22 protein-coding genes are annotated in these 24,386 nt (G+C 64.5%); 10 read left to right on the forward strand and 12 right to left on the reverse strand.

Annotated features, from left to right (window positions below; genetic code table 11):
- Positions 1-43 precede the first annotated feature (43 nt).
- Both WH303_RS03080 and WH303_RS03085 read left to right on the forward strand, forming a co-directional pair.
- A complete protein-coding gene (locus tag WH303_RS03080; RefSeq protein WP_312987182.1) occupies positions 44-268 on the forward strand; it encodes a hypothetical protein in 225 nt (74 codons plus the stop codon).
- Positions 269-404: 136 nt separating this feature from the next.
- Positions 405-1,826 carry an FAD-binding oxidoreductase gene (locus WH303_RS03085; RefSeq protein WP_339516928.1) on the forward strand — a complete coding sequence of 474 codons (1,422 nt, stop codon included), beginning with the start codon at positions 405-407 and terminating at the stop codon, positions 1,824-1,826.
- Between the two features lie 108 nt (positions 1,827-1,934).
- Here the strand turns inward: WH303_RS03085 and WH303_RS03090 are convergent, their stop codons facing one another.
- On the reverse strand, positions 1,935-3,239 hold the full coding sequence (locus tag WH303_RS03090; RefSeq protein WP_339516930.1) for an MFS transporter: 1,305 nt from the start codon (positions 3,237-3,239) through the stop codon (positions 1,935-1,937).
- A 136-nt stretch (positions 3,240-3,375) separates the two neighbouring features.
- Between WH303_RS03090 and WH303_RS03095 the strand changes: the two genes are divergently transcribed.
- Together WH303_RS03095 and WH303_RS03100 are read left to right on the forward strand one after the other, a co-directional pair.
- A complete protein-coding gene (locus WH303_RS03095; RefSeq protein ID WP_339516932.1) occupies positions 3,376-4,287 on the forward strand; it encodes an AraC family transcriptional regulator in 912 nt (303 codons plus the stop codon).
- 55 nt (positions 4,288-4,342) lie between these two features.
- Positions 4,343-4,957 (forward strand): flavin reductase family protein, encoded by a 615-nt coding sequence (locus tag WH303_RS03100; RefSeq protein WP_182344297.1) that lies wholly within the window; start codon positions 4,343-4,345, stop codon positions 4,955-4,957.
- Between the two features lie 15 nt (positions 4,958-4,972).
- On the opposite strand, the gene WH303_RS03105 is transcribed toward WH303_RS03100, so the two are convergent.
- From WH303_RS03105 to WH303_RS03120, 4 genes are all read right to left on the reverse strand, one after another.
- A complete protein-coding gene (locus WH303_RS03105; RefSeq protein WP_339516940.1) occupies positions 4,973-5,602 on the reverse strand; it encodes an N-acetyltransferase in 630 nt (209 codons plus the stop codon).
- A gap of 145 nt (positions 5,603-5,747) precedes the next feature.
- Positions 5,748-8,747, reverse strand: a complete 3,000-nt coding sequence (locus WH303_RS03110; RefSeq protein ID WP_339516942.1) for a beta strand repeat-containing protein — start codon at positions 8,745-8,747, stop codon at positions 5,748-5,750.
- 118 nt (positions 8,748-8,865) lie between these two features.
- Complete coding sequence (locus tag WH303_RS03115; RefSeq protein ID WP_339516944.1) at positions 8,866-10,242, reverse strand: CsgG/HfaB family protein; 1,377 nt, start codon at positions 10,240-10,242, stop codon at positions 8,866-8,868.
- A gap of 19 nt (positions 10,243-10,261) precedes the next feature.
- A complete protein-coding gene (locus WH303_RS03120) occupies positions 10,262-10,837 on the reverse strand; it encodes a hypothetical protein (protein ID WP_182344305.1) in 576 nt (191 codons plus the stop codon).
- 368 nt (positions 10,838-11,205) lie between these two features.
- On the opposite strand from WH303_RS03120, the gene WH303_RS03125 reads away from it, so the two are divergent.
- From WH303_RS03125 to WH303_RS03135, 3 genes are all read left to right on the forward strand, one after another.
- Positions 11,206-11,859, forward strand: a complete 654-nt coding sequence (locus WH303_RS03125) for a response regulator transcription factor (protein ID WP_021027159.1) — start codon at positions 11,206-11,208, stop codon at positions 11,857-11,859.
- Positions 11,860-11,942: 83 nt separating this feature from the next.
- Complete coding sequence (locus WH303_RS03130) at positions 11,943-13,451, forward strand: ABC transporter substrate-binding protein (RefSeq protein ID WP_339516950.1); 1,509 nt, start codon at positions 11,943-11,945, stop codon at positions 13,449-13,451.
- A 17-nt stretch (positions 13,452-13,468) separates the two neighbouring features.
- Positions 13,469-15,544, forward strand: coding sequence for an ATP-binding response regulator (locus tag WH303_RS03135; protein ID WP_339516952.1), 2,076 nt, complete (start codon positions 13,469-13,471; stop codon positions 15,542-15,544).
- Positions 15,545-15,619: 75 nt separating this feature from the next.
- Here the strand turns inward: WH303_RS03135 and WH303_RS03140 are convergent, their stop codons facing one another.
- From WH303_RS03140 to mnmG, 7 genes are all read right to left on the reverse strand, one after another.
- Positions 15,620-16,660 (reverse strand): peptidoglycan-binding protein, encoded by a 1,041-nt coding sequence (locus WH303_RS03140; protein ID WP_021027161.1) that lies wholly within the window; start codon positions 16,658-16,660, stop codon positions 15,620-15,622.
- A 209-nt stretch (positions 16,661-16,869) separates the two neighbouring features.
- The gene (locus WH303_RS03145; RefSeq protein ID WP_021027162.1) at positions 16,870-17,787 is read right to left on the reverse strand and encodes a ParB/RepB/Spo0J family partition protein; all 918 of its coding nucleotides are present in this window, start codon (positions 17,785-17,787) and stop codon (positions 16,870-16,872) included.
- Between the two features lie 3 nt (positions 17,788-17,790).
- Positions 17,791-18,354, reverse strand: coding sequence for an RBBP9/YdeN family alpha/beta hydrolase (locus tag WH303_RS03150; protein ID WP_445228250.1), 564 nt, complete (start codon positions 18,352-18,354; stop codon positions 17,791-17,793).
- Positions 18,355-18,529: 175 nt separating this feature from the next.
- Entirely contained in the window at positions 18,530-19,303 is a 774-nt protein-coding gene (locus WH303_RS03155; protein ID WP_021027164.1) for a ParA family protein, read from the reverse strand.
- Between the two features lie 22 nt (positions 19,304-19,325).
- Complete coding sequence (locus WH303_RS03160) at positions 19,326-19,940, reverse strand: LysE family translocator (RefSeq protein WP_021027165.1); 615 nt, start codon at positions 19,938-19,940, stop codon at positions 19,326-19,328.
- A gap of 158 nt (positions 19,941-20,098) precedes the next feature.
- Complete coding sequence (gene rsmG / locus WH303_RS03165) at positions 20,099-20,755, reverse strand: 16S rRNA (guanine(527)-N(7))-methyltransferase RsmG (RefSeq protein ID WP_339516958.1); 657 nt, start codon at positions 20,753-20,755, stop codon at positions 20,099-20,101.
- The gene (mnmG, locus tag WH303_RS03170; protein ID WP_339516960.1) at positions 20,752-22,731 is read right to left on the reverse strand and encodes a tRNA uridine-5-carboxymethylaminomethyl(34) synthesis enzyme MnmG; all 1,980 of its coding nucleotides are present in this window, start codon (positions 22,729-22,731) and stop codon (positions 20,752-20,754) included. The genes rsmG and mnmG overlap by 4 nt, the downstream gene beginning before the upstream one ends.
- 221 nt (positions 22,732-22,952) lie before the next feature.
- Between mnmG and gstA the strand changes: the two genes are divergently transcribed.
- From gstA to cueR, 3 genes are all read left to right on the forward strand, one after another.
- Positions 22,953-23,555 (forward strand): glutathione transferase GstA, encoded by a 603-nt coding sequence (gstA, locus tag WH303_RS03175; RefSeq protein WP_339516962.1) that lies wholly within the window; start codon positions 22,953-22,955, stop codon positions 23,553-23,555.
- A 154-nt stretch (positions 23,556-23,709) separates the two neighbouring features.
- Positions 23,710-23,904 (forward strand): heavy-metal-associated domain-containing protein, encoded by a 195-nt coding sequence (locus WH303_RS03180; protein ID WP_021027169.1) that lies wholly within the window; start codon positions 23,710-23,712, stop codon positions 23,902-23,904.
- A gap of 2 nt (positions 23,905-23,906) precedes the next feature.
- Positions 23,907-24,383: a Cu(I)-responsive transcriptional regulator gene (cueR, locus tag WH303_RS03185; protein ID WP_339516965.1), complete on the forward strand. Its 477-nt coding sequence runs from the start codon at positions 23,907-23,909 to the stop codon at positions 24,381-24,383.
- Positions 24,384-24,386 lie beyond the last annotated feature (3 nt).

Genomic DNA, 24,386 nt, shown 5'->3' on the forward strand with positions numbered 1-24,386 from the left:
CGGGTTCAATAGAGCCATGTCTGAATGACGAAAGGATCTACAGATGTCTGGCAAGTTTTTCGCCCATTCCTTTGACGCCCGCAGCGTGATGCTGTTTGCATCGATTGCGGTCACATCGGCGATGGCCAGTGCCCAGCCGCTCAATAGCAGCCAGCAACGCATCGGCCAGGCCGCCAGCGGCAGCCGCATTATCCAGGTTGAGCGCCAACTGGGCACCCATGACCCACGCCGCCACCAGGCGCGCCAACCGGTCAAAAAGGCGCTCTGATCCGGCAGCCACTGCCGGTTTTTCCGAACTCTCCCCCTCCCCGCTACGGCGGGGTTTTTTCATGCCCGGCTGCAGCGCAGCGGACAGCCATGAAAAGCCGGCGGTGCTATTCTTGGCTCCCGCCCTGGAGAACCCGATGAACGCGCCCACCTCCCCCCACATTCTGGCTGCTGCGCAGCGCCCCATTCCCGATGCCTTCATGGCAGCGCTCAGTGCCCGTTTTGGCAGCCAGTGCGTCACCTCGCAGGCCGTGCGCGAGCAGCATGGCCGCGACGAAGGCTCCATCACTGCGCCGCCTCCGGCCGCCGTGGTCTATGCCCAGTCCAGCCAGGATGTGCAGGATGCCGTGGCGCTGTGCCACCAGTACGAGGTGCCCGTCATTGCCTACGGCGCCGGCTCGTCGCTCGAAGGCCATCTGCTGGCCGTGCAAGGCGGCATCAGCATCGATGTGAGCCGCATGAACCAGGTGCTGTCCATCGACACCGAGGACCTGACCATCACCGTGCAGCCGGGCATCACCCGCAAGCAGCTCAACGAGGCGATCAAGGACACGGGCTTTTTCTTCCCGATCGACCCGGGCGCTGACGCCTCCATCGGCGGCATGGCATCGACCCGTGCCAGCGGCACCAATGCCGTGCGCTACGGCACCATGCGCGAGAACGTGCTGGCGCTGGAGGTGGTGACCGCCAGCGGCCAGCTGATCCGCACCGGCAACCGCGCCAAGAAAAGCGCAGCCGGCTACGACCTGACGCGGTTGATGGTGGGCAGCGAAGGCACGCTGGGCATCTTTACCGAAATCAGCCTGCGCATCTACCCGCTGCCCGAAGCGGTGAGTGCCGCGATCTGCTCGTTCCCGACGATTGAAGCGGCCGTGCGCACCGTCATCGAGACCATCCAGATGGGTATCCCGATTGCGCGCGTGGAGCTCATCGATGTGAATGCGGTGCGCATGGTCAATGCCTACAGCAAGCTCGATTTGCGCGAGGAGCCGATGCTGCTGATGGAGTTCCATGGCTCGCCCACCGGCGTCAAGGAGCAGGCCGAGATGGTGCAGGACCTGGCGCGCGAGCATGGCGGCAATGCCTTTGAATGGGCCGAGCGCCCGGAAGACCGCACGCGCCTCTTCACCGCCCGCCACAATGCCTACTTTGCGGCCGTCTCCAGCGTGCCGGGCTGCCGCTGCATTACCACCGATACCTGCGTGCCCATCAGCCGCCTGGCCGATGCGCTGCTGCAGTGCGTGACCGAGGCCGATGCCAGCGGCATCCCCTACTTTCTGGTGGGCCACGTGGGTGACGGCAACTTCCACTTTGGCTACCTGATCGACCCGGACAACGATGCCCAGCGCGCGCAGGCCGAGCAGCTCAACCACCAGCTGGTGCAGCGCGCCATTGCGCTGGGTGGCACCTGCACCGGTGAGCACGGCATCGGCGTGCACAAGCAGGGCTTTTTGCTGGAAGAGGCCGGCGAAGGCGCCGTCGCGATGATGCGCGCCATCAAGCAGGCGCTGGACCCCAAGAATATCCTCAACCCAGGCAAGATCTTTCAGCTGGGCTGATCGCCACCATCCCCTTAGCCAAAGGCCCGTGCAACCAAGCGGTTGCGCGGGCCTTTTTACGCCTTGTGGCGGGTTTTCTGCGGGAGCCCAGGGGGTACAGCGTCTTGCTCAGGCAGGCACCACAGCGGCCTTTTCCTTTTGCTTGCGCGCGGCCACTCCGGCGCCGACAAAGCCGGCCGACACCACGCTCAGCACCATGCCCACGGCCGCACCAAAGAACACACCGGCGTTCATGTGGTGGTCCAGCATGTAGCCAAACACCGGGGCGGCCAGGCAAAAGCCCAGGTCCAGCCCCGAGTAGACGGTGCCATAGACGCGGCCGGTGGCGCCCGGCGGCGCGGCGCGCTTGACCAGCATGTCGCGCGAGGGGCCGGCCAGGCCGGTGCCGATACCGGCGAGCGCCGCCACACCCAGGGCCACATAGCCGGGCAACCAGCCGGTGCCCACCAGCGCCAGCAAGATGCCGGAGAACAGCAGGCAGGCGGAGATGACTTTCTCCAGCCGCTCCACCCGGCCCACCAGAAAGCCGCCTAGCACCATGCCGGCGGCGCCAAACAGCATATAGCCGGTGACCACATAGGCGGTGATGCTGGCCGGCAGCCCGTAGAGCTGCTGCAGCGCCGGGCTGGAAAAGGACTGGATGGCGCTCATCGCGCAGGTGGTCCAGAAAAAGAACGAAAAGCACAGCCAGACCGAGGGCAGCTTCAGGAAGGCCATCGGGTGCTCCTGCTTGCCGGCTACCGCCGCCTTGGCAGGGGCCGCGCCAGGCAGGCTGACACGGTCATCGAGCGCATCGCGGTTGATGACCATGATGGCCAGGATGATGGCCGCCAGCGCGGCGCCGCAGAGGCAGGCAATGCGCCAGGAGCCGGTGGCCGAGGTGATGCCGGCCATGAACACCGGCGCTGCCGCCCAGCCCAGGTTGCCCGAGAGCCCATGCACCGAAAACCCATGGCCCAGGCGCTGGGGCGAGAGGCGCTTGTTGAGGATGGTGAAATCCACCGGGTGGAAGGGCGCGTTGCCCAGGCCCGCAAAAATGGCGGCCAGCATCAGCTGCGCATAGCTGTTGGCGGTGCCGGCAATGACACCGGCCACCGCAAAGCTGCTGAGCGCGGCAAACATGATGGGGCGGGCGCCAAAGCGGTCGACCACAAAGCCGGCCAGCGCCTGGCCCACGCCCGAGACGATGAAAAAGGCCGACACCAGCACGCTGAGCTCGGAGTAGCTGAAGCCGAAGTCCGCGATCAGCCAGGGAAACAGCGGCGGCAGCAGCAGGTGGAAGAAGTGCGAGGAGCCATGGGCCAGGCCCACCAGGCCGATGGTGCGTGAATCCTGCCGCAGGCTGCCCAACGCTTTCGGGTCGGGTGCGCCAGGGTCCGGTGCGGCAGTCGATGTTGTTGTGCTGGTTGTCATGGCAGCGATGTTAGCCAAAGCCCTGTCGGCATGTATGCGACAGAGAGACGATTACTATCGCCAATGTGCCAAGCTGCGATGCTTGGCCCCTTCTTGCGCCACCATTACCGCCGCCAACCGCCTAGCCCCTGCCGCCATGCCTTCTGCCGTGACTGCCCCCTTGCCCCCACCGGCACGCGCTGCCGCCGGTGGCGACGCTGCCAGTGCCCGCCGTGCCTGGCAGTATGTTGATTCGCTCACCCCGCATCTGTTTGTGCCCACCGCCGAGCGGCCGGTGCGCGCCAAGCTGCGCGAGCTCAGTGGCGACACCCGCGTGCTGCCCCACCAGCATGCCTGGGCGCAGCTGGCCATCTCGGTCACCGGCACGGTGCACCTGCGCGTGCCATCGGCCACCTTTGTGGTGCCGCCCCGGCGTGCGCTCTGGATTCCGCCCGGTGTCGAGCATGCGGTGACCCTGGTGGAGACGGCCGAGCTGCGCACCCTCTACATCTACCAGGCCGAGGGCCAGTGCGGCCCCGGCCCGGGTGACAGCGCTGCCAACCTCTGGCGCCGCTGCCGCGTGCTGGAGGTCTCCGAGCTGATGCGCGCGCTTGTCTGCGATCTGCCCACCCTGCCCGACGATGCACCCGCGCCCAGCGCCGCGCAGCTCGCGCGCGAGCGCCATGTCAGCGCGCTGCTGCTCGATGAGCTGCGCCAGGCCACCCAGCTCGATCTGCGGGTGGACATGCCGCGCGACAAGCGCCTGCACAGCCTGTGCCAGGCCGTCCTGGACGACCCGCTGGCCCATGACAGCCTGCAGGCCTTTGCCCACAACAGCGGCGCCAGCCCACGCACCATTGCGCGCCTGTTCCGCCAGGAGCTGGGCTGCACCTACCTGCAGTGGCGCCAGCAGGTCATTCTGGCCAAAGCGGTGGAGCTGGGTGCCAGCGGCCTGGCCATTGGCCAGATAGCTGCCGAGCTGGGCTATACGCCCAGCGCCTTCAGCGCCATGGTGCAGCGTGCCTGCGGCCTGTCACCGGTGCGTTTTCTGGGCATGCAGACCCGCTAGAAATCTGCGCAATCTGCCGCCGTCTACCGCTTTCCCACTCAGTCATTGCCCCACCATGCCCCTGCACAGCTACGAACCCCGCCAAGGCCACCGCCTGCCCCATGACCCCTTCAATGCCATCGTCGGCCCGCGCCCGATTGGCTGGATCTCCAGCACCAGCAGCAGCGGCGTGCTGAACCTGGCGCCCTACAGCTTTTTCAACGCCTTCAACTATGTGCCGCCCATCGTCGGCTTTGCCAGCGTGGGGCGCAAGGACAGCCTGAACAACATCGAGGCGACGGGCGAGTTTGTCTGGAACCTGGCGAGCGAATCGCTGGCCGAGGCGATGAACCAGAGCTGCGCGGCCGTGGGCCCCGAAGTCAATGAATTCGAGCTGGCCGGCCTGGCCACCGAGCCCTCGACACTGGTGCGCCCGCCGCGCGTGCAGGCCAGCCTGGTGACGATGGAATGCCGCTGCACCCAGATCGTGCAGCTGCAGACCGCGCAAGGCACGCAGGTGCCCACCTGGCTGGTGCTGGGCGAGGTGGTGATGGTGCATATCGACGAGCAGCTGCTGCAAGGCGGCGTGTACCAGACGGCAGCGGGCAAGCCGCTGCTACGCGGCGGCGGGCCAGGCGACTATTTCACGATCAGCGAGGCGGGCAAGTTCGTGATGCGCCGGCCCGCGTGATGCCGCGCGGCATCGTCAATCGCAGCGCATGCCGGTGGCTGCGGCAAAGCTGCCCAGCGACCAGCCCTGCCCCAGCAGAAACATGCGGGTGCTGAGCGGATCGAGCCGCTCGGGCGCCATGCGCTCGCCCAGGTAGTGCATTTTCTTGTTGTGGATATCGACATAGCCCAGGCGGTGGCTGGCAGCGAGCTTGTGCCACAGCGCATGCGCGCCCGGTGACTGGCGCGCGCCTGTGACCAGGCACAGGCCGGCATCGAGCGCCCAGCGGTAGATGCAAGAGGCCAGGCCCTTGCGCTGGTAGGCGGGGTCAAAGCGGCTGTGCGGGCCGCGTATGTAGCGGTCGGCGCGCTTGTCCAGCTCGATCAGGCGGTTGAAGACGGTAAAGCCCGCAATGCGGTGCTCCAGCTGGTCTTCGACATAGACATAGAACTCGCCATCGGCGCTGCGGTAGCGGATGGCAAAACGGGGGTCGGACAAAGGAATCTCGGGCAGGCCATGGAGCCGGTCGCCGGGGGTGTGGATGCGATCGTGGATGGAGGCGCATTCGCCTTCGATTTGATGGGGTGGAATCGGGCTCACATCGATGCGCAACTCCACCGGCCGGTACAGCCAGGATGCCCAGAAGGGGGGTATCGCGAGGTTCATACCAAAACTCCTGCAGTTGAAAACCCGGCAGGTTAGCCCCGGCAGCATTTCGCACGCAAAGGGTGCGATATGCCCCGCTGCTGGCAGACACAAAAAAGCCCGCCTGGGGGGCCAGGCGGGCTGTCAAAGTGCAAGGCCTTACGGCTTATTGCACACCCAATGTCATCGACGAAGTGGCACGGTTGCCAATCGCCACGGCAGACGAGCGGTTGCCCGATACGTTGATGCCGCTGGTGCTTGGTACACCGGAGGCGCTGTAGCTGCCGCTGACCACCGCCGATACGTTGCCGCTGTTGATCTGGGTGGAGGTCAGCTGCGCGCTGGCCATTTGCTGGCCAGGCAGAGCCGACACGTTCACGACGTTCTCCGCGTTGTTGCCCACGGCCGTGGCGCTGGCCGTGTTGCCGCTCAGGTTGAGCGAGCTGCCACGGCTGAAGCCATCGGCGTTCAGGGTTGCGGTGGCCAACACGTTGCCGCTATTGGCCTGCGCGTTGAGCAAGCCCACGCCCGAGCCGCTGTTGAGCGCCGTGCCGGCACCTACCTGCACGCTGTTGAGGGACGTATTGCCTGCCGCTACGGCCAGCGCCTGGTTGCCGGTGGTGGTGATGTTGCCATCAAGCCGGTTGGCGGCACTGCCACCGGCCAGCAGGCTGGTGGTCGAGGTGACGGCACCCACGTTGCCCTGGGTATTGGCCAGCAAGGCGAACTGGTCGCTCGCCTGCGTGCCGGCAGCCAGGGTCAGCTGGTTGTTGGCGACGTTGGCACGCGCCATGCTGCTGGCCTGGTTGCCCGTGATGGTGGTATTGCCGCTGGCATCGGTAGCCACACTGTTGCCGCTGAGGATGTCCATCCGCGTGGTCGCCGAGGTGTCGCCTGCCGAGGTCTGCACGCTGCCCAGCAGTGCCGGCTGCAGGCCGCCCGTTCCCAGCGTGCTGACGGCGTTCATCTCCAGGCTGTTGACGGCCTGGTTCTGGCTGGCATTGGCGCTGAACTGGTTGTTGCTCACCACCAGCTCATGGCCACCGGCACGCGTGGTGTCTGCCACGGTGTTGCCATCTACCCCCAGGTTGACCCAGGTGAGCGATTGTGCATTGCCCGACGACACGTTTTGTGCGTTGTAGAGAATGGCCGCGGAGCTGCCATCGATGCGGCTGCCGGCCATCGAGACCTGGTTGTTCGCCTGGTTGACGATGGCATCCGAGGCGCCCTGGTTGCCGGTGACGGTGAGGCTGGCGCCCGAGGCCGTGTCGGCACGCAGGCCGATCAGCATCGGGGCTGGCTGAGGCGAAGGGCTGACGTTGATGAAGTCTGCGACCGTGGCACCGACATTGCCGGCCTGGTGGTCCTGCACATTGACCACGATGGCGCCAGAATCAACCACGCCATTGGTGGCATTGATGCGGGCCAGGTTGTCGGCCTTCTGGCTGGCAGCGCTGGCGCTGAACTGGTTGCCGCTGACCACCAGGGTGGCATTGGTCGCGCTGGTAGTCGCTGCGCCCACCAGGTTGGAGCTGGCGCTGGCCTCCACTGGGCCAGTGGCATGGCCCTGCGTGTTCATCACCACGGCGGCCGATTGCGTCACCGTATTGTCGGCACCCAGTTGGGCATCGTTGGTGGCGGAGGCGGCCGTGGCCTCTGCGCTGACCTGGTTGCCGCTCACCGTCAGGCTGCTGCCCGACAGGCTGGTCGAGCTGCTGCCGATGCGCGCTGCGCCTGCACCAGCCGAAACGGCACCGCCCGCATTCACCTGGGTATTGGCCGTGGTGGCCAAGCTGCCAGCAATGTTGCTGGCCCCTGCACGGGTCTGGTTGCTGGCGCTGGAGCCCTGGGCCTGGGCTTGTACCAGGTTGCCGCTGACGCTCATGGTGTCGTTGCTGCTGTCCAGGGTCTGCACGCCCAGCGATAACACACTCGCACCAGCGGTGACGACGGGCGAGACCAGGGTCTGGGAATTCGTGGTCTCCAACACCGCACCGTCGATACTGCCTGCAGCAGCCACAGCCGTGCGGTTGCTGCCGCTGTTGCCATCGGCTTGGGCGCTGACGCTGTTGCCCGCGACGCTGTAGCTGTTGTTGGCCGAGCCAGGCTTCTGGTTGTCGATGCCCAGGGTGGTTGCCGAGCCCGAGGCGATGACAACACCGCCATTGCCCTGGGTCGCCGTGGTGGCCAGAACCGTACCGGGCGCCTGCACCACATCACCCGATGCCGTGATCTGCAGGTTGCTGGTCTGTTGGTTGCCGCCAGCGGAGGCTTGCACCTGGTTGCCGCTCACGCTCAGGGTGCTGTCCGTCATGGGCTGGTTGGGGGTGCCCTGAACCCGGATACCCAGCAAATTGCCGACCGAGCTGATGCCAAAAACAGGGCCCGTGGCCACTTGGTCAACGGTACTGCTGGCATCGGCCCCCACATTGACGCTGCTGCCCTGCACCTGGATACCCGCCTGGGTGGTATTGGCCTGGGCACTGGCATCGATCTGGTTGCCCGAGACACTCAGCCCCAGGTTGTCCATGGCATTGGCGGGGTTGGCGCCGCCGGTCTGGTTCAGGCGGATACCTACCTGGGTCAGGGAGGTGGTGCCAAACACCGCGCCCGTTGCCGTCTGGCTAACCGCCGCCGTCGCCGGGGTGCTCATGTCCACCGCTGTGCCGGTGATCTGCATGGTGCCTACCGCCGTGCTGCCGATCGCGGTGGAGGTGGCTTCGTTGTTGCTCACGCTGGCGGTATCACCATCGTGGTTGCCGATCACATTGGCGGCATTGACGCCGATCAGTCCAGAGGTGGTGCTGATGACGGTGCCGCTGACCTGCTGGGCAATATCCACCGTGGGCTGCGTCAGCGGCTGGTTGTTGATGGTCAGGGCGGCAGCCGCACCGGTGGCAAGCCGGTGCTGGTTGCCAATGGCCAGCGCATCCACGCCATTGCCGTTCACCACGCCATTGCTGGGGAAGTTGGTGTACTGCGCATTGCTGCTGTTTTGGGCGTTCACCACCCCGTTGCTGGTTTGGTTGGCCGAGGGTCCGGCCACCGGAGCGCTTCCATTGCTCTGCGCCAGCGCCACACCGGAGGTGGCAGCGATCAGCGCAGCCGCAGCGGCCAGCGGAGCCAGGCGTGCCCGGCGAAGAAAGGTTGGGTGCTTGTGGGACATGACTGTCTCCTAGTCGTACAGGGAGAAAAACTAGACGTGATTTGGGTGTTTTATGCTCTTAGTGCCCGTCTATAAAGCGCTACAAGCTATGAAATTGGTAGCTTTGGAACGATGCCGGTCAAGGCTTGACCTGCAGCCGCGCCAGCAGGCGGTAGCCCGCGCCGTAGCGGTGCACCGTGGTGTCGCCGGGCGTGGGGCGCCACAGCACCTGCACCTGGCCAGGCGGGATGCCGTGCTGGGCCAGTTCAGCGCGCAGCGCCTGCAGGCGCTCGTCGGTCAGCGCATCGCGGCGGGCGGGGTTCTGGTCGTTCTCGTTCTCGCGTGCCAGCAGCGCCATGCGCACGCCCTGGCCGGCGCGCAGGCGCGTCGCCACGGTCTCTGCGGCGGTGGCCGATTGCTGCGCGATACGGGTGTTGTTCTCTTCAAAGACCACGTCCAGCGAGGTCATCGCGGCCTTGGTTTTTTCGGGCATCGGCTCGGTGGCTGCAGCGACAGGAGCAGCTGACGGTACAGGCGCAGGTACCGGTGCTGCAGGTTCGGCGGGAGCAGGCGTTGGCGGTACGGCAGCGGGCTCGCCTGCTGCCGTCTTGGCGCCTTCCATGCAAGGGCTGGCCGGGGTCTGCGTCACCGTGCTGATCAGCTCGAGCACGCCCTGCTCCAAGGTGGTACGCACGCCCAGTTGCACGGGCTCCAGGTCCTTGCTGCCGGCGTTGATGTCAAACAGGTTGCTGCCAAAGAAGCGGAAGATACCCGCACCAATCTCGCGGCCCACGATCTGCTTTTGCAGGCTGACGGCACGCACCACGCGCAAGGTCTTGGTCTCGACGATGCGCAGGTCGGCGCCCACGTTCATCGTGAAGACGCGGTAGCGCGGGCCGATCTGGTTGACCTGGGCTTCGATGCCGCCGGACTGGATGTTGTAGTTCACCTCGGTGAGGCCACCGATGATGTAGTAGTCCGAGCGCAGGATGGAGCCGCCGTAGTACGGCAGCCAGGGCACCGCGCGCTGGCCCTTCTCATCGGCCAGCGCATGCTGGTTGCCATCGCCCAGCTGGCGCCGGTCGGTGTAGGCCAGCTCCAGCTCGGCCACGCGGGTGTCAAAGCGCTCGCGCACATCGATGGCGCCGCCGAGCTTGCCCAGCGCCGAATAGACCATCAGCGATCCGCCCTGGGTGACGACATTGCCATCGCCCTGGGAGTACTTGCCGGTGTAGTCCTTGATGTCGCCCACGGCAATCGACAGCGGGGCGCGGCCATTGCGCTGCTCGACGATGCGGTGCGACAGGCAGGCAAAGCTGTTGTCCAGCGGGGTGCCATTGTGGCGCGGGCCGGGGCCTTGCATCACGGGCGCTTCGTCATCGGCCATGCGCACCTGCTGGTAGGTGGGCAGCGCGCAGCCGCTCAGCAGCAAGGTGGCGGCCAGGGCCGACAGGGTCATCGTGCGGCGGGGCAGCGGACCGCGCGCGAACAGGGGGTAAAGGTTCAGGGCGTGCATGGTGTCCTCCGTCCGCGCTTTAGTTGATGGCACCGCTGGCGCCGAACTGGCAGGCCGAACTGCCGCTCACGTTGGTGCTTTGGTTGCCGCTGTTGTTCTGCGCGACCTGCATGTCCTGCTGGCCATGGGCGTTTTCGCTGTTGATCGGCGCCATCGTGGTCGTCGATGGGCTGCCCTGCACGCCACTGCTGATGGCGCCGCTGTTGCTCTGGTTGTTGTTGGCCACGCCACCACGGCCCAGGTTGTCGCTGCTGTCGCTGGCGCTGCCGGTGCTCGATGCGCTGTTGCCTGCCGATGCATTGGTCTGCGGAGAGGCGACCTGGTTGGCCTGGTCGGCCGAGCTGCTGTTGCCGGCGGCGGTGGGCTGGAAGTTGCAGTTCACCTGGCGCTCGATATTGGTGATGTAGGTGCTTTTGAAGGCGTCGTAGTAGCCGCCTTTTTTCTTCTCTATGAGGTCGTTGGTAAGGGCCCGGTTGGCCCGGTCGGCGCTGGTCTGGAACTGCCAGGGCACCGATTCGCCAAGCCAGCCCTGGGCATGGCTGGAAGCGGCTGCCGTCAGCAGGGCTGCGGCAAGGTAAATGGCGCTGTGTTTCATGTCGTCCTCACAGTTGGGTGTTGTGCTGTTCATGGGCAAAACAGATGGAGCGACGACAGGCATCCCATGGCGGCCAGCCATCGCATGGAAGGCATGTTCGGCTGGCAGTAAGCAATTGTAAATAGACCAAATGTACTAGCCTAGAGACCGTTTTGCGGCCTAAGACCTCTGAAAAACAGAGCCTTGAATTCTCAATAAATCCATAAAAATCATTGGACTTTTTTCAACACAAGCAGATACTCCGAAACTATCAAAGCGGCGGTGAGGCGCACTAGTTCATATGGACTATTGGTTGCTTCGGTAAATAGATGTAAGGTACGGGCCATGAAGAACTGCGCCCCCCATGCCGCAAGAAGGAGCCTGCGGATATGACACTGCCCCTGCCATCGGTCATGCTGGTGGATGACCATCCCCTGTTCCGCCAGGGCCTGCGCATGATGCTGCTGAGCAGCAACATGCTGCAGGCCGATATCCACGAAGCTGGTTCGGTCACCGATGCGGTGGCGCAGGAACACTGGGTCAACCTGGTCATGCTCGACATCAGCATGCCCGGCTGCGATGGGCTCGAAGGCATTGGCCAGATCCGCAAACGCTGGCCCGGCGCCTATGTGGTGATGCTCTCGGGCCATGACCACCCCGAGCTGATGCGCGATGCAGTGCGCCAGGGCGCCTCGGGCTTTATCTCCAAGGCGCTGGAGCCTGAGGCCATCTGCGCGCAGGTGCAGCACTGGTTGCTGCGCAGCCTGGGCATGGAGCACAACATCCACAAGGCCAGCGGCCGCAGCCTGGAGCCCGCTGCCAAGCCCAGCGCCGAGGTGCTGCCGCTGCGCCAGTACGAGGTACTCAAGATGCTGGCCAAGGGCTTTAGCAACAAGGCCATTGCCAAGCATTTCGGGCTGAGCGAACATACGATCCGCAACCAGGTGGCGTCCATCCTCAAGCACCTGGGGGCCGATACCCGCACCCAGGCGGTGCTGGTGGCGCAGCGCAACGGTATCCTGCCCGCTACGGCCATCAAATAAAGCTGCCGCTGTCGCCGCCCAAGCGCCAGCGCCATGCCACCAGCCGGCCCGATGCCAGGCAGGTGCACAACGAGGAAGCCATGATGGACACAGGCCCCCAAGACAAGCCCCAGTGGATGCGCTGGGCACTGGCCGTTTTGCTGCTCTGCTGCCTGGTGGGCCTGGCGCCCGCCAAGGCCGCGTCCGAGCGCCTGCGCATCGGCATACCGCTGGAGCCCGCGTCGTTCGACATCACCAGCACATCGGCGGCCACCGCCAGCGAGATCACCTACGCCAATGTGTTCGAGGGCCTGACCATCATCGACGGGCAAGGTCAGATCAAGCCGCGCCTGGCGCAGAGCTGGACCGTGAGCCAGGACGGCAAGCAGGTCGATATGGTGCTGCGCCGCCATGTGCGCTACCACGATGGCAAGCCCTTCAATGCCGCCACGGCCGCCTTCAGCCTGCAACGCCTGCTGCAGATGAAGAACACCAATGCCTACCTCGAATGGTTCGACAAGCTCGTCTCCGTCGAGGCCATGGACGAGTACCTGCTGCGCATCCGCCTGAGCGAGCCCGATGCGCTGCTCAGCTATGCGCTGGCCATGCCCGGCGCGGTGATGGTCCACCCCGACAGCGCCGCGAGCAATGCCAGCGCGCCGGTGGGCACCGGCCCCTACCAGGTCGAAAAATGGACCAAGGGCAAATCGATCACCTTGCTGCGCAACGAGCAGTGGTGGGACAGCAAGAAGCCCGCCATCCGCATGGCCGATTTCCTCTTCATGTCGAGCGCAGCGGAGACCGAGAACATGCTGGCCGAAGGCCGCATCGATGCGCTCAGCTCGGTCACGCGGCTGACGGCCTCGTTCATGGCGCGCACCGACTATGTGATGGGCCAGCGCGGGGTGGAAGGCAAGCTGCTGATCGCGATGAACAATGCGCGCGCGCCCTTGAACGATATCCGCGTGCGGCGCGCCATCAACCATGCGCTCGACCGCAGCCGCTACCAGGACATCTATGGCGGCTCCATCGAGGTGCTGCCCATTGGCAGCCACTTCTCGCCCCACCACCGGGCCTATGTCGACCTCGTACAGCGCTACCCCTACGACCCGGCCCAGGCCAAGGCCCTGCTCGCCCAGGCCCAGGTGGCCCCGGGCACCAGCCTGCGCCTGGCCGTGCCGCCCACCGACTATGGGCGCTACGGCAGCCTGATCGTGGCCGCACAGCTCGAAGCCATTGGCCTGCAGGTCGAGATCATCCGCATGGACTGGCCCACCTGGCTGGACCAGGTGATGAAGCGCAAGGACTATGACCTGAGCCTGATCATGCATGTGGAGCCGATGGACATCGGCATCTATGCGCGCGATGACTACTACTTCCAGTACAACAACCGCGTGTTCAAGAAGATCTGGGAAAAGCTGCGCGCCTCCGCATCGCCCCAGGAGCTCGATGACTGGCTGGGCCAGGCGCAAAGGCAGCTGGCCGAGGATGCGGTCAACGCCTTCATCGTCGTGCGGCCCGAGCGCAACTTCATGCGCAAGGGCCTAGTGGGCATGTGGTCCCAGTGCCCGATCCCGACCTTTGCGCTGGAAGACCTGCGCTGGCAGAACTGAGAGCGATGGCAGACCCTATGGCAAACAGCCCATCACCACCAGCAGCGCCTGCCGCGCAGGCCGCACCGGACAAGCGCAGCTTTCCGATGTCGGTGACCTCGCGCATCTTGCTGATGCTGGTGATTCTGGCCGTGGGCATTGCCGTGGTGTTTGCCTTGACCTTGCAGGGCCTGCGCCGCACCAACCAGGCCCTGCAGCAGCTGTCCAGCGTGGAGATGGAGCAGCTCATTGCCAGCACGCGCGTGATGCAGCAAAGCGAGATGATCGGCAGCTATGCGCGCCTGGTCGCCATCACCAATGACATGGGCGAGCGGCGGCTGAACATGGTGGAGCTGACCGACCGCATGGGCTGGCTCGACAAGCTGCTCGGCGAGATGACGCAGACGCGGCTCGATGGCGCGATCGACCCGCTGATGCAGTCCAAGCGCAATGCGCTCAACGCCAATGTGCAGCAGCTGAGCCAGGCAATCTTTCAGCCCGCGCAGCATGGCCTCGATGACCGCGCCGTCTTCCACCTGGTGGCCGAGAACCAGATGCTGGCCACCGACATGTCCTTGCTGGCCAGCCGCGCTGCGGCCGACCTGCGGCGCCAGCTCAACGAGCGCAGCGTGCAGCTCTCGCGCGATGTGGCCGCGCAGCAGACCAACCTGAACTGGCTGGTGGCCGTGCTGATCCTGTGCGTGGCGATGGCGGGCATCTACATGCATGCCTCGGTCTCGCGCCGCCTGGTGGCGCTGCGCCGCGAGGTCAGCAATGACGAGTTTGGCGGCATCTACGCCGTGCCCCAGCAGTGGGGCGACGAGATCGACCAGCTGGGCCGGGCCATTGCGTCGTACAAGAAACATCTGAGCGACCATGCCCGCTCGGCCCAGAACGCGGTGCGGGCCAAGAACCGCTTTCTGGCCGGCGCCAGCCATGACCTGCGCCAGCCGGTGCAGGCGCTCAACCTGTTTCTGGAGACCTTGCGCGGCTCGGGCCTCAACAGCCAGCAGGCGGTGGTGCTCGAACACGCACGCGCTGCGCTATCGGCCAGCCGCGAGATGCTCGACACCTTGATGGATTACTCGCGCATCGAGGCCGGCGTGCTGGACCCCAAGTTCCAGCCGGTGGCCATTGCCGGCTTCTTGCGCCGGCTGGAGAAGGAGTTTGGCCCGCAGGCCGATGCCAAGAACCTGGTCTTCCGCGTGCGCGACAGCGAAGACTGGATCTACACCGACCAGTCGCTGCTCTTTATGCTGCTGCGCAACCTGGTGTCCAACGCGCTGCGCTACACCGACCACGGTGGCGTGCTGCTGGGGGTGCGCAAACGCGGCCTGCAGCGCGTGATCGAGGTCTGGGATACCGGCGTGGGCATCGATGACGAACACCACGACCTGATCTTTCAGAAGTTCCGCCAGGTGGCCGAAGACCAGCACATGGGCACCAAGGGCCTGGGGCTGGGGCTGGCGATCGTGCGCGAGCTGGCCGATATCCTGAATGTGAAGGTCGCGCTGTCATCGATCCCGGGGCGCGGCAGCGTGTTCCGCGTCAGCCTGATGGCCGAGGCCGTGCCTGCCGGCGGCTATGGCCTGGTCACCGGCCTGTGGGAGCAGCCCGACGATGGCGACTACTCGTCGCTGCACGGCCTCAAGGTGCTGGTGGTCGATGACGAGCCACTGGTGCGCGTGGGGCTGGCCAGCATGCTCGAGCAATGGCATTGCCAGGTGATGAGCGCGGCCAATGTGGACCAGGTGCGGCGCCTGATCGACCACATGCAGGAGAGCAACAGCAAGCCCTTCGATGTGGTGCTGACCGACCTGCGCCTGTCGGCCACCGAGGACGGCAGCATGGTCGTCATGGCCGTGCGCGATGCCACGGCCGAGCATCTGCCCTGGCAGCAGATGCCGCCCCACTACGTGATCCTGACCGGCGACACGGCCCCCAAACGGCTGCAGATGGCCAACAGCCTGGGGGCGACCTTGATGCACAAGCCCATCGATCCGCGCCAGCTGCACAAGCTGCTGGCCCGGGAGCTGCAGCTGCGCTGCGACATCGAGGAGTTCATGGAAACCCAGCCGCCTGCCGATATCGACGAGGCCATCGACAGGGCATGAAAAAACCCGCCGGGGTGAGCGGCGGGTCATGCGGCGGATCGGTGGCCTGGCAAGGCTGCGATCAACGCAGAAGGTTTATTCCGCCAGCTGGCGCATCGTGGCCTGGTCCAGGCGCCCCGTCACCGACAGGCCCTGGTCCTGCTGGAAGGAGCGCAGCGCGTTCTGCGTGCGTGGGCCGGAGGCGCCATCGGGGGTGCCCACATCGTAGCCCAGCTCGTTGAGGCGCTGCTGCGCTTGCTTCATGCTCAGGCGCACATTGGTCTTGGCGCCAGGTGCCGAGGTCTGGCTGGGCGCTGCAGCGCCATCCACACCCAGGCGACCGCCACCGCCCAGGCCCTGGCCCTTGACGGATTGCGCGCTGTAGTTGCGCAGCGCCTGCACCATCTGGTTGTAGGCATCGACGAAAGCGGCCGACACGACCTTGCCTTGCGAGGTGTTGGAGTAGCCACCCATGCCGGCACCGGCTGCGCCACCGAACAAGGTGCCAAAGCCACCCCAGTCGGTCTTGCTGGCGTTACCGGTCGACGAGGACACCTGCACGCCCGAGCGGTTGTCCACCAGGGTCAGCATGGCCGAGGCTTCACGGGTCTTGCTGCTGGCAGCCACTCCGGCCACCGCGCTGCCGCCACGGCCGCCCAGGATGCCGCCCAGCGCCGCGCCAAAGCCGCCGGCATTGTCTTCGCTGAAGGTCACCTCAGGCGTCAGACCGTAGTCCGATGCGACGACCTGGCCCTTGCCGAAATTGCTGCCCTTGCGCATTTCGCCGTTGTCCATCATCGCGCGCTCGCGGTTCATCGCGTTCATGCCGGCAGCGCTGCGCTCCACCACCACAAAGCAGTTCGATTGCTGGATCAGCACGCGCAGCAGATTGGCGGTTGGTGGCAGGCGGTATTCGTTGCGCAAAATGGTGTACCAGCCCGCTTGCTGGTTCTCGACCAGGGACACGGTACCCACGGGCGAATCACATTTTTCGAGTTGGCTGTTTTCGCCCTGGCTGCTGCCCCCTGCTGCGCCACCGGTCACCATGTTGTTGGTGCCGCCGCCCAGCTTCATACCGGTGCTTTCGCAGCCTGCCAATGCCAAGACGGCCAGTGCCGCCAATGCTGCCTTTTTCATGTCGCTCTCCCGCAAATCATTCAGTTGTTCATTCAAAGCGAGCCCGGAATTCCTCCCAGGCTCGATTACTTCGATTTCGTATTTTTGCTTTGCGCTGCTGACACGGGAATCACCTGCTTCCAGGAACCTCGGCGGAGCGTTGTCTGCTCTTAGGCGAAGTTGTTAGTAAATGTCACCCAAATCACGACGTGCAGCACATGGCCGGTGCATTATCCACGTAATTTATCAATCAATCCATTCAGGGCATCCAGTGAACCAAACTGGATTACCAATTCCCCCATCTCTTCGAGTTTGCCGGCGCGTTTGACGCGCTTTTTCACGCGCACTTCCACTTCAGCCATCAACAGGTCTGACAGCTCTTCTTCGACGCGCTTCAAATCGCGCGATTTCGCTGGTTTGGCCTTGACCGGCGTTTCGCCCGAGAACTCGGCACTGACCTTTTTGACCAGGCTCTCGGCCTCGCGCACGCTCAGTTTGCGGGCATTGATCTGGTTGGCGGCGGTGATCTGCGCGGCGCGGTCCAGCGCCAGCAAGGCACGCGCGTGGCCCATGTCCAGATCCCCTGCCATCAGCATGGTTTGCACGGGTTCGGCCAGGTTCAGCAGGCGCAGCAGGTTGGACGCTGCCGAGCGCGAGCGGCCCACCGCCTGCGCGGCCTGCTCATGCGTCATCTGGAACTCACCCACCAGGCGCGAGAGGCCCTGGGCCTCTTCCAGCGGGTTGAGGTCTTCGCGCTGGATGTTCTCGATCAGCGCCATCGCCGCGGCCGACTCGTCCGGCACATCACGGACCAGCACCGGCACCTCGGCCAGCCCGGCGATACGCGCGGCGCGAAAGCGCCGTTCGCCGGCGATGATTTCGTACTTGCCGGCGTGGTCGCCCGAGGCCAGCTTGCGCACCAGGATGGGCTGCATGATGCCCTGGGCCTTGATGCTTTCGGCCAGCTCGTACAGCGCGCCCTCGTCCATGCGCGTGCGCGGCTGGTAGACGCCGGGCACCATGTCATCGAGCCGCAACTGGTGGGGCAGCTGGCCCTTGTCGTCGCTGGCGGGCGCAGCGTCCTCGACCTTGGGGCCCAGCAGTGCTTCGAGGCCGCGTCCCAGACCCTTGGGTTTCTTGGTAACCATGTCTTAATTCACCTTTGTTGGTTCGGCCATCAGCTCGGCCAGCAGCGCCTGGCCCAGCGGCCAGTCGCCCAGCCCCGATTCGGCATTGATATGGCCGCAGGCGCCCTGGTCCACCCAGCGCGCGCCCCAATTGCTGGCCAGCCACTGCGCGCGCTCGGCGCTGCAATAGGGGTCGTTTTGGCTGCCCACCAAGATGGCGGGAAAGGGCAGTTTTTGCAGCGCGATCGGCGACCAGCCAGGGATCTGTTCGGCCAGGTCGGCGCGCTCGACATCGCCCGGTGCCACCAGCAGCGCGCCGCGCACCTTGCTGGCCGCCTGGGGCGAATGCGCGGCCCACCAGGCCGTCAGAATGCAGCCCAGGCTGTGGGCAACCAGCACCACGGGCTGGGGCGCATCCAGCACCACATCCTGCAGGCGCGCCGTCCAGTCACCGCGTTTGGGGTGCATCCAGTCGTGCTGCTGCACGCGCTCATACCCCAGTTGCTGCTCCCACACCGTTTGCCAATGGCCCGGCCCGCTGTTTTGCCACCCCGGCAGCAGCTTGATGGACGAGGATTCAATGCTCATTTTTTAATAGCAAAAAAGCGCCACCGTACTGCGCTGTTTCAAAGAAATGCAAACCCTTATTGTGCCCGAATGCTTGCCATACGCAACGCGGGCGCCCGCAGCGCGCAGGCCGCCATGAAAAAGACCTCCGCATGCCAGGCAGCGGAGGTCGGTCGGGCAGCGGCGGGGCCGGCTGTCACTTCATGCGTTTGATGCGCTTGACCATCTCTTTGGCGAACTCGACAAAGGCCTTGCTGCCCTTGGCGGCCGGGTCGAACACGACGCCGGGCAGGCCGTAGCTGGGGGCTTCGGCCAGGCGCACATTGCGGGGAATCACCGTGTCGAACACCTTGTCGCCGAAATGCTCGCGCAGCTGGTCGCTCACCTGCTGCTGCAAGGTGATGCGCGGGTCGAACATGACCCGCAGCAGCCCGATGATCTCCAGATCGCGGTTCAGGTTGGCATGCACCTGCTTGATGGTGTTGACCAGGTCGGTCAGGCCTTCGAGCGCAAAGTACTCGCACTGCATCGGCACGATCACGCCATGGGCCGAGCACAGGCCGTTCAAGGTGAGCATGGACAGGCTGGGCGGGCAGTCGATGAGCACAAAGTCAAAGTCGGCGTCGCTCGCCTCCAGCGCGGCCTTGAGGCGCTTTTCACGGCGCTCGAGCTCGACCAGCTCCACCTCGGCGCCCGACAGCTCGCGGTTGGCGCCCAGCACCCAGTAGCCGCAGCGCTCGGAATGGACAGCCGCCTCCTTGATGGTGCTCGATTCGAGCAGCACGTCGTAGACCGAGGTCTCCAGTGCGCGCTTGTCGATGCCCGAGCCCATGGTGGCATTGCCCTGGGGATCCAGGTCAACCAGCAGCACACGCTGCTTGATCTTGGCCAGACCGGCCGCCAGATTAACTGCGGTGGTGGTCTTGCCGACGCCGCCTTTTTGGTTGGCGATACAGAAAATTTTTGCCATGAGAACTCGCTTGTCCACTAACTTATTTGGTCAGGGCCAGCTTAAGGCCAAAACCAATCAAAAACACACCCGCCGTTTTCTCCAGCCATTTGACCAGGGCCGGATTGGCGCGCAGGCGCTCGGCCAGCATCCTGGTGAGCAGCACCACGACCGTGCAATAGGCCAGGCTGATCACCGCAACGGTCGCTGCCATCACTGCAAAAGTGGGCAGGCCCCGGTGGGTGGCCGGATCAACAAACAGCGGGAAGAACGCCATGTAGAACACGATGGCCTTGGGATTCATCATGGTGATGAGAAAGCCTTGCCTGAAATAATGCCGGGGCGCAATCTTGATGACCGGCTGGTCGCCAGGTCGGGCTGTTATCAGCTTGTAGCCAATCCAGGCCAGGTAGGCTGCGCCCAGCCACTGCACCGCCTGAAAGGCTGCCGGGTACGCGCTCATCACCGCGGCCACGCCGGCAACGGCCAGCCACATCAGCACCTGGTCAGCGGCCATGCAGCCCGCGCATACGGCCAGACCAGCCTGGATGCCGCCCTTGCCCGTGGAGGTGATCAGCGCCAGGTTACCGGGCCCGGGAATCATCAAGAACAGGAGCACGGCGAAGACAAATGCACCATAGTCAGAAATGCCAAACATGTGCCGCCTCTGCGATGGAAACTTTGAGTGTAAACGACGGCCCTGCTTGCAAGCCAGCAAAAGCGCGTTGTTACCGGCGCAAGCGTCAGCAAAAAGCCCCGAAAAATCGGGGCTGGTAGATGGTCGAGGTGACGCGGCCTGCGATCCGCAATGCAGCGCTATGCCGCCTGCTGCCGCATCCAGACAATGCAGCGCTCGGCATCGAGCCCGGGCACCTGAAGCGGCTCGATGTTCAGCACCTGCACCGAGGCGGGCAACAGCGCCAGCTCGTCGTCAGGCCGCTTGGCCTTCATCGCCAGCCAGATGCCATCGGCCTTCAAGGTCTGGGCCGACCAGGCGGTGAAATCCTGCAAGGCGGCAAAGGCACGGCAGCTGACCACGTCGTACTGCTGGCTCAGCTGCTCGACGCGCGACTGGATGCCATGCAGGTTGCGCAGGCGCAGCGCGGCAGTCGCTTGCTGGATAAAGGCCACCTTCTTGCCCACGGTATCCACGCAGCTCACATCCAGCTGCGGCAGGCAGATGGCGAACACCACAGCGGGCAGACCGCCACCCGAGCCGACATCGAGCAGCTTGGGGGCTGGCAGGCCAACCCCCTCCAGATGGCGCACCAGCGGCGGCACCGCCGCCAGGCTGTCGAGCAAATGGTGGGTCAGCATCTCCTGCGGGTCACGCACCGAGGTCAGGTTGTAGACCTTGTTCCACTTCTGCAGCAGATCCAGAAACGCCATCAGCTGAGCAATTTGCTCATCGCTCAGCGACAGGCCCAGTTGTTGTACGCCGTCACGCAGTGGGACTTCCAATGGTGCGCTCATGCAGTCGTTACCTCTTGTGCAGTGCTGAAGCCTTTGAAGCCACCTTTTTTCAGGTGAACCATCAGCAAGGAAATGGCAGCGGGCGTGACACCGGAAATACGCGATGCCTGGCCCAGGGTTTCGGGGCGGTGGGTCTGCAGCTTCTGGCGCACCTCAAACGACAGTGCCGTTACCTGCATATAGTCCAGCTCGGCGGGCAGGCGCAGTTTCTCGTAATGGGCTGCGCGCTCCACTTCGTCCTTTTGGCGGTCGATATAGCCCGAGTACTTGGCACCGATCTCCACCTGCTCAACCACGGACTCGCTCAGTGCACCCAGTGTTTCACGTGAAACGTCGCTGGTCTGGTAGGCGCCTTCGTTCATGCTCATCAAGGTGGCGTAGTCCACACCAGGGCGGCGCAGCAGATCGAACAGGTTGTACTCCCGCTCCATGGCCTTGCCCAGTACACGTTCGGCTTCTTGCGCAGCGACGATGCGTGGGTTCACCCAGGTGGCCTTGAGGCGTTCTGTTTCACGTGAAACAGCATCGCGCTTGCGGCTGAAGGCATCCCAGCGTGCATCGTCAACCAGGCCCATTTTGCGCCCCTCTTCGGTCAGGCGCATGTCGGCATTGTCTTCACGCAGCTGCAGGCGGAACTCTGCCCGGCTGGTGAACATGCGGTAGGGCTCGGTCACGCCCTTGGTGATCAGGTCATCGACCAGCACGCCCAGGTAGGCTTCATCGCGGCGCGGCGTCCAGGGGCCTTCGCCCCGGCATTGCAGTGCGGCGTTCAGGCCGGCAAACAGGCCTTGGGCTGCCGCTTCTTCGTAGCCGGTCGTGCCATTGATCTGGCCGGCAAAGAACAGGCCCTGGATCTGCTTGGTCTCAAAGCTGTTCTTCAAGGAGCGCGGGTCGAAGTAGTCGTACTCGATCGCATAGCCCGGGCGCAGGATGTGGGCGTTCTCCAGGCCCTTCATGCTGCGCACCAGTTCGTACTGCACGTCGAACGGCAGGCTGGTCGAGATGCCGTTGGGGTAGTACTCGTGGGTGGTCAGGCCTTCGGGCTCCAGAAAGATCTGGTGGCTTTCCTTGTCGGCAAAGCGGTTGATCTTGTCTTCCACGCTTGGGCAGTAGCGCGGCCCTACCCCTTCGATCTTGCCGGTGAACATCGGGCTGCGGTCAAAGCCGCTGCGGATGATCTCGTGCGTGCGCGCATTGGTGTGGGTGATGTAGCAAGGCATCTGCGCCGGGTGCATCTCTGCATTGCCCATGAAGCTGAACACCGGCAGCTGGCCTTCGTTGACGCCGCCGGGCATGCCGTCGCCCGGCTGGGTCTCACACTGGCTGAAGTCGATCGAGCGGCCATCGATGCGCGGCGGGGTGCCGGTCTTCAGGCGCCCCTGGGGCAGCTTCAGCTCTTTGAGACGCGCCGACAGGCTGACCGCTGGCGGATCACCGGCACGGCCGGCAGCATAGTGGTTCAGGCCCACATGGATCTTGCCGTCCAAAAAGGTGCCCGCCGTCAGCACCACGGTGCGGCTGCGAAAACGGATACCCACCTGGGTGACGGCGCCCACCACGCGGTCGCCCTCCACCATCAGGTCATCGACCGCTTGCTGGAACAACCAGAGGTTGGGCTGGTTCTCCAGTGTCTCGCGGATTGCTGCCTTGTACAGGATGCGGTCGGCCTGGGCACGGGTGGCGCGCACGGCCGGGCCCTTGGAGCTGTTGAGGATGCGGAACTGGATGCCACCCTTGTCGGTGGCCAGCGCCATGGCGCCGCCCAGTGCATCCACTTCCTTGACGAGATGGCCTTTGCCAATGCCGCCAATGCTGGGGTTGCAGCTCATCTGGCCCAGGGTTTCAATATTGTGGGTCAGCAGCAGCGTCTTGCTGCCCATGCGGGCAGCGGCCAGCGCTGCCTCGGTGCCGGCATGGCCGCCACCGACAACGATGACATCAAATTCTTGCGGATAGGTATAGGGGGTTTGGCTCATACGGCCTCGTTCCAGGGCTCGCAAGGCAGCTGCCTTGCATGCAGTCATGCCCTTCTGCAGCCCTTTGACAGAATGGCGAATAGTCGGTTTTGCCCGCTATTTTAATGACTTGGGGGTTTACACGCGGTCAGCCGTGTTATTGCGCCGCAGCCACCTGGCTGCAAAGCTTTGTCAAAAGAGATAGCATGGTTTGGCTTTCACCTTTCACTGGAGATTTGTTGATGAAGCTGTATTTCTCTCCCGGCGCCTGTTCGCTGTCGCCCCATATCGCCCTGCTGGAAGCCGGTCTGCCTTTCACCCTGGAGATGGCCAGCACCAAGACCCACCAGCTCAAGGACGGCACCGACTTCTACACGATCAACCCGCTGGGCTATGTGCCGGTGCTGGAGCTGGACAATGGCCAGCGCCTGCGTGAAGGCCCGGCCATCGTGCAGTACATCGCCGACCAGGCGCCAGCCTCCAAGCTGGCTCCCGCCAACGGCACCTTCGAGCGCTACCAGCTGCAAGAGTGGCTGGGCTTTATCGGCACCGAGATCCACAAGGGCTTCTCGCCGCTGTTCAACCCCAATATGCCCGACACCGTCAAGGACATGGCCCGTGGACAAGTGCTTAAGCGCCTGACCTGGGTGGATGCGCAGCTGGCCGGCAAGGAATTCCTGATGGGCGCGGACTTTAGCGTGGCGGACGCCTACCTGTTCACCGTCTGCGGCTGGAGCAAGTTTGTCGGAGTCGACATCAGCGGCCTTCAGAACCTGGCTGGTTTCCTGCAGCGCGTGGGCGCTCGCCCATCGGTGCAGAAGGCCATCGCAGACGAAAAGCAGTAAGCGCAGCTTCGGCCCAGGAATGCTGTTTCACGTGAAACACATCCGGGCCGGTGCAGTTCTGATGGCTTGTTCCTGGCGAAAGACCCTGCTCTTGACCTTCACACCGTGTCAGCTTTCAAGATCAGGCCATCAACCACAGGAAAAGGAAACTCTGATGCAAAACACCTTCCAAGTCCAAGGCATGACCTGCGGCCACTGCGAGCGTGCCGTCACCCAGGCTGTGCAGCAGCTCGACGCCCAGGCCAAGGTAGCGATCGACCGCGCCCAAGGCAAGGTGGTGGTCGAGTCCAGCCAGCCCGCTGACAAGATCGCAGCGGCCATTGCGGCCGAAGGCTACCAGGTCCAGTAAGCATGGCCAGCCCGTCACGCAAGCCTGCCGCTGAGCAGTCCATCGCCTGGCCGGTGTCCATCAGCCAGGCAGCCCAGCTGGCGGGTATTTCTGCGCGCATGGCGCGCCACTATGAGTCGCTGAACCTGCTGCCCCATGTGCACCGAACCGACAGCGGCTACCGGCTGTATACCCAGTCCGATGTGCATACGCTCTCCTTCATCCGCCGCAGCCGCGATCTGGGCTTCTCGATGGAGGAGATCGAGAACCTGCTCAATCTCTGGCACGACAAGCAGCGCGCCAGCAGCTCGGTCAAGGAGATTGCGCAAAAGCATATTGGCGCCTTGCGCGAGCGCATTGCCGCGATGAAGGCGATGGAGCGCTCGCTGCAGGCGCTGGTGCACAGCTGCCACGGCGACCAGCGCCCGGACTGCCCTATTCTGGACAGCCTGTCCGACCCGCATGCTGACCCTGACGCAGCCAGCTGCTGCAAGCACTAAAGC

Source organism: Comamonas sp. MYb69, from assembly GCF_037479315.1.
Taxonomy (GTDB): domain Bacteria; phylum Pseudomonadota; class Gammaproteobacteria; order Burkholderiales; family Burkholderiaceae_C; genus Comamonas.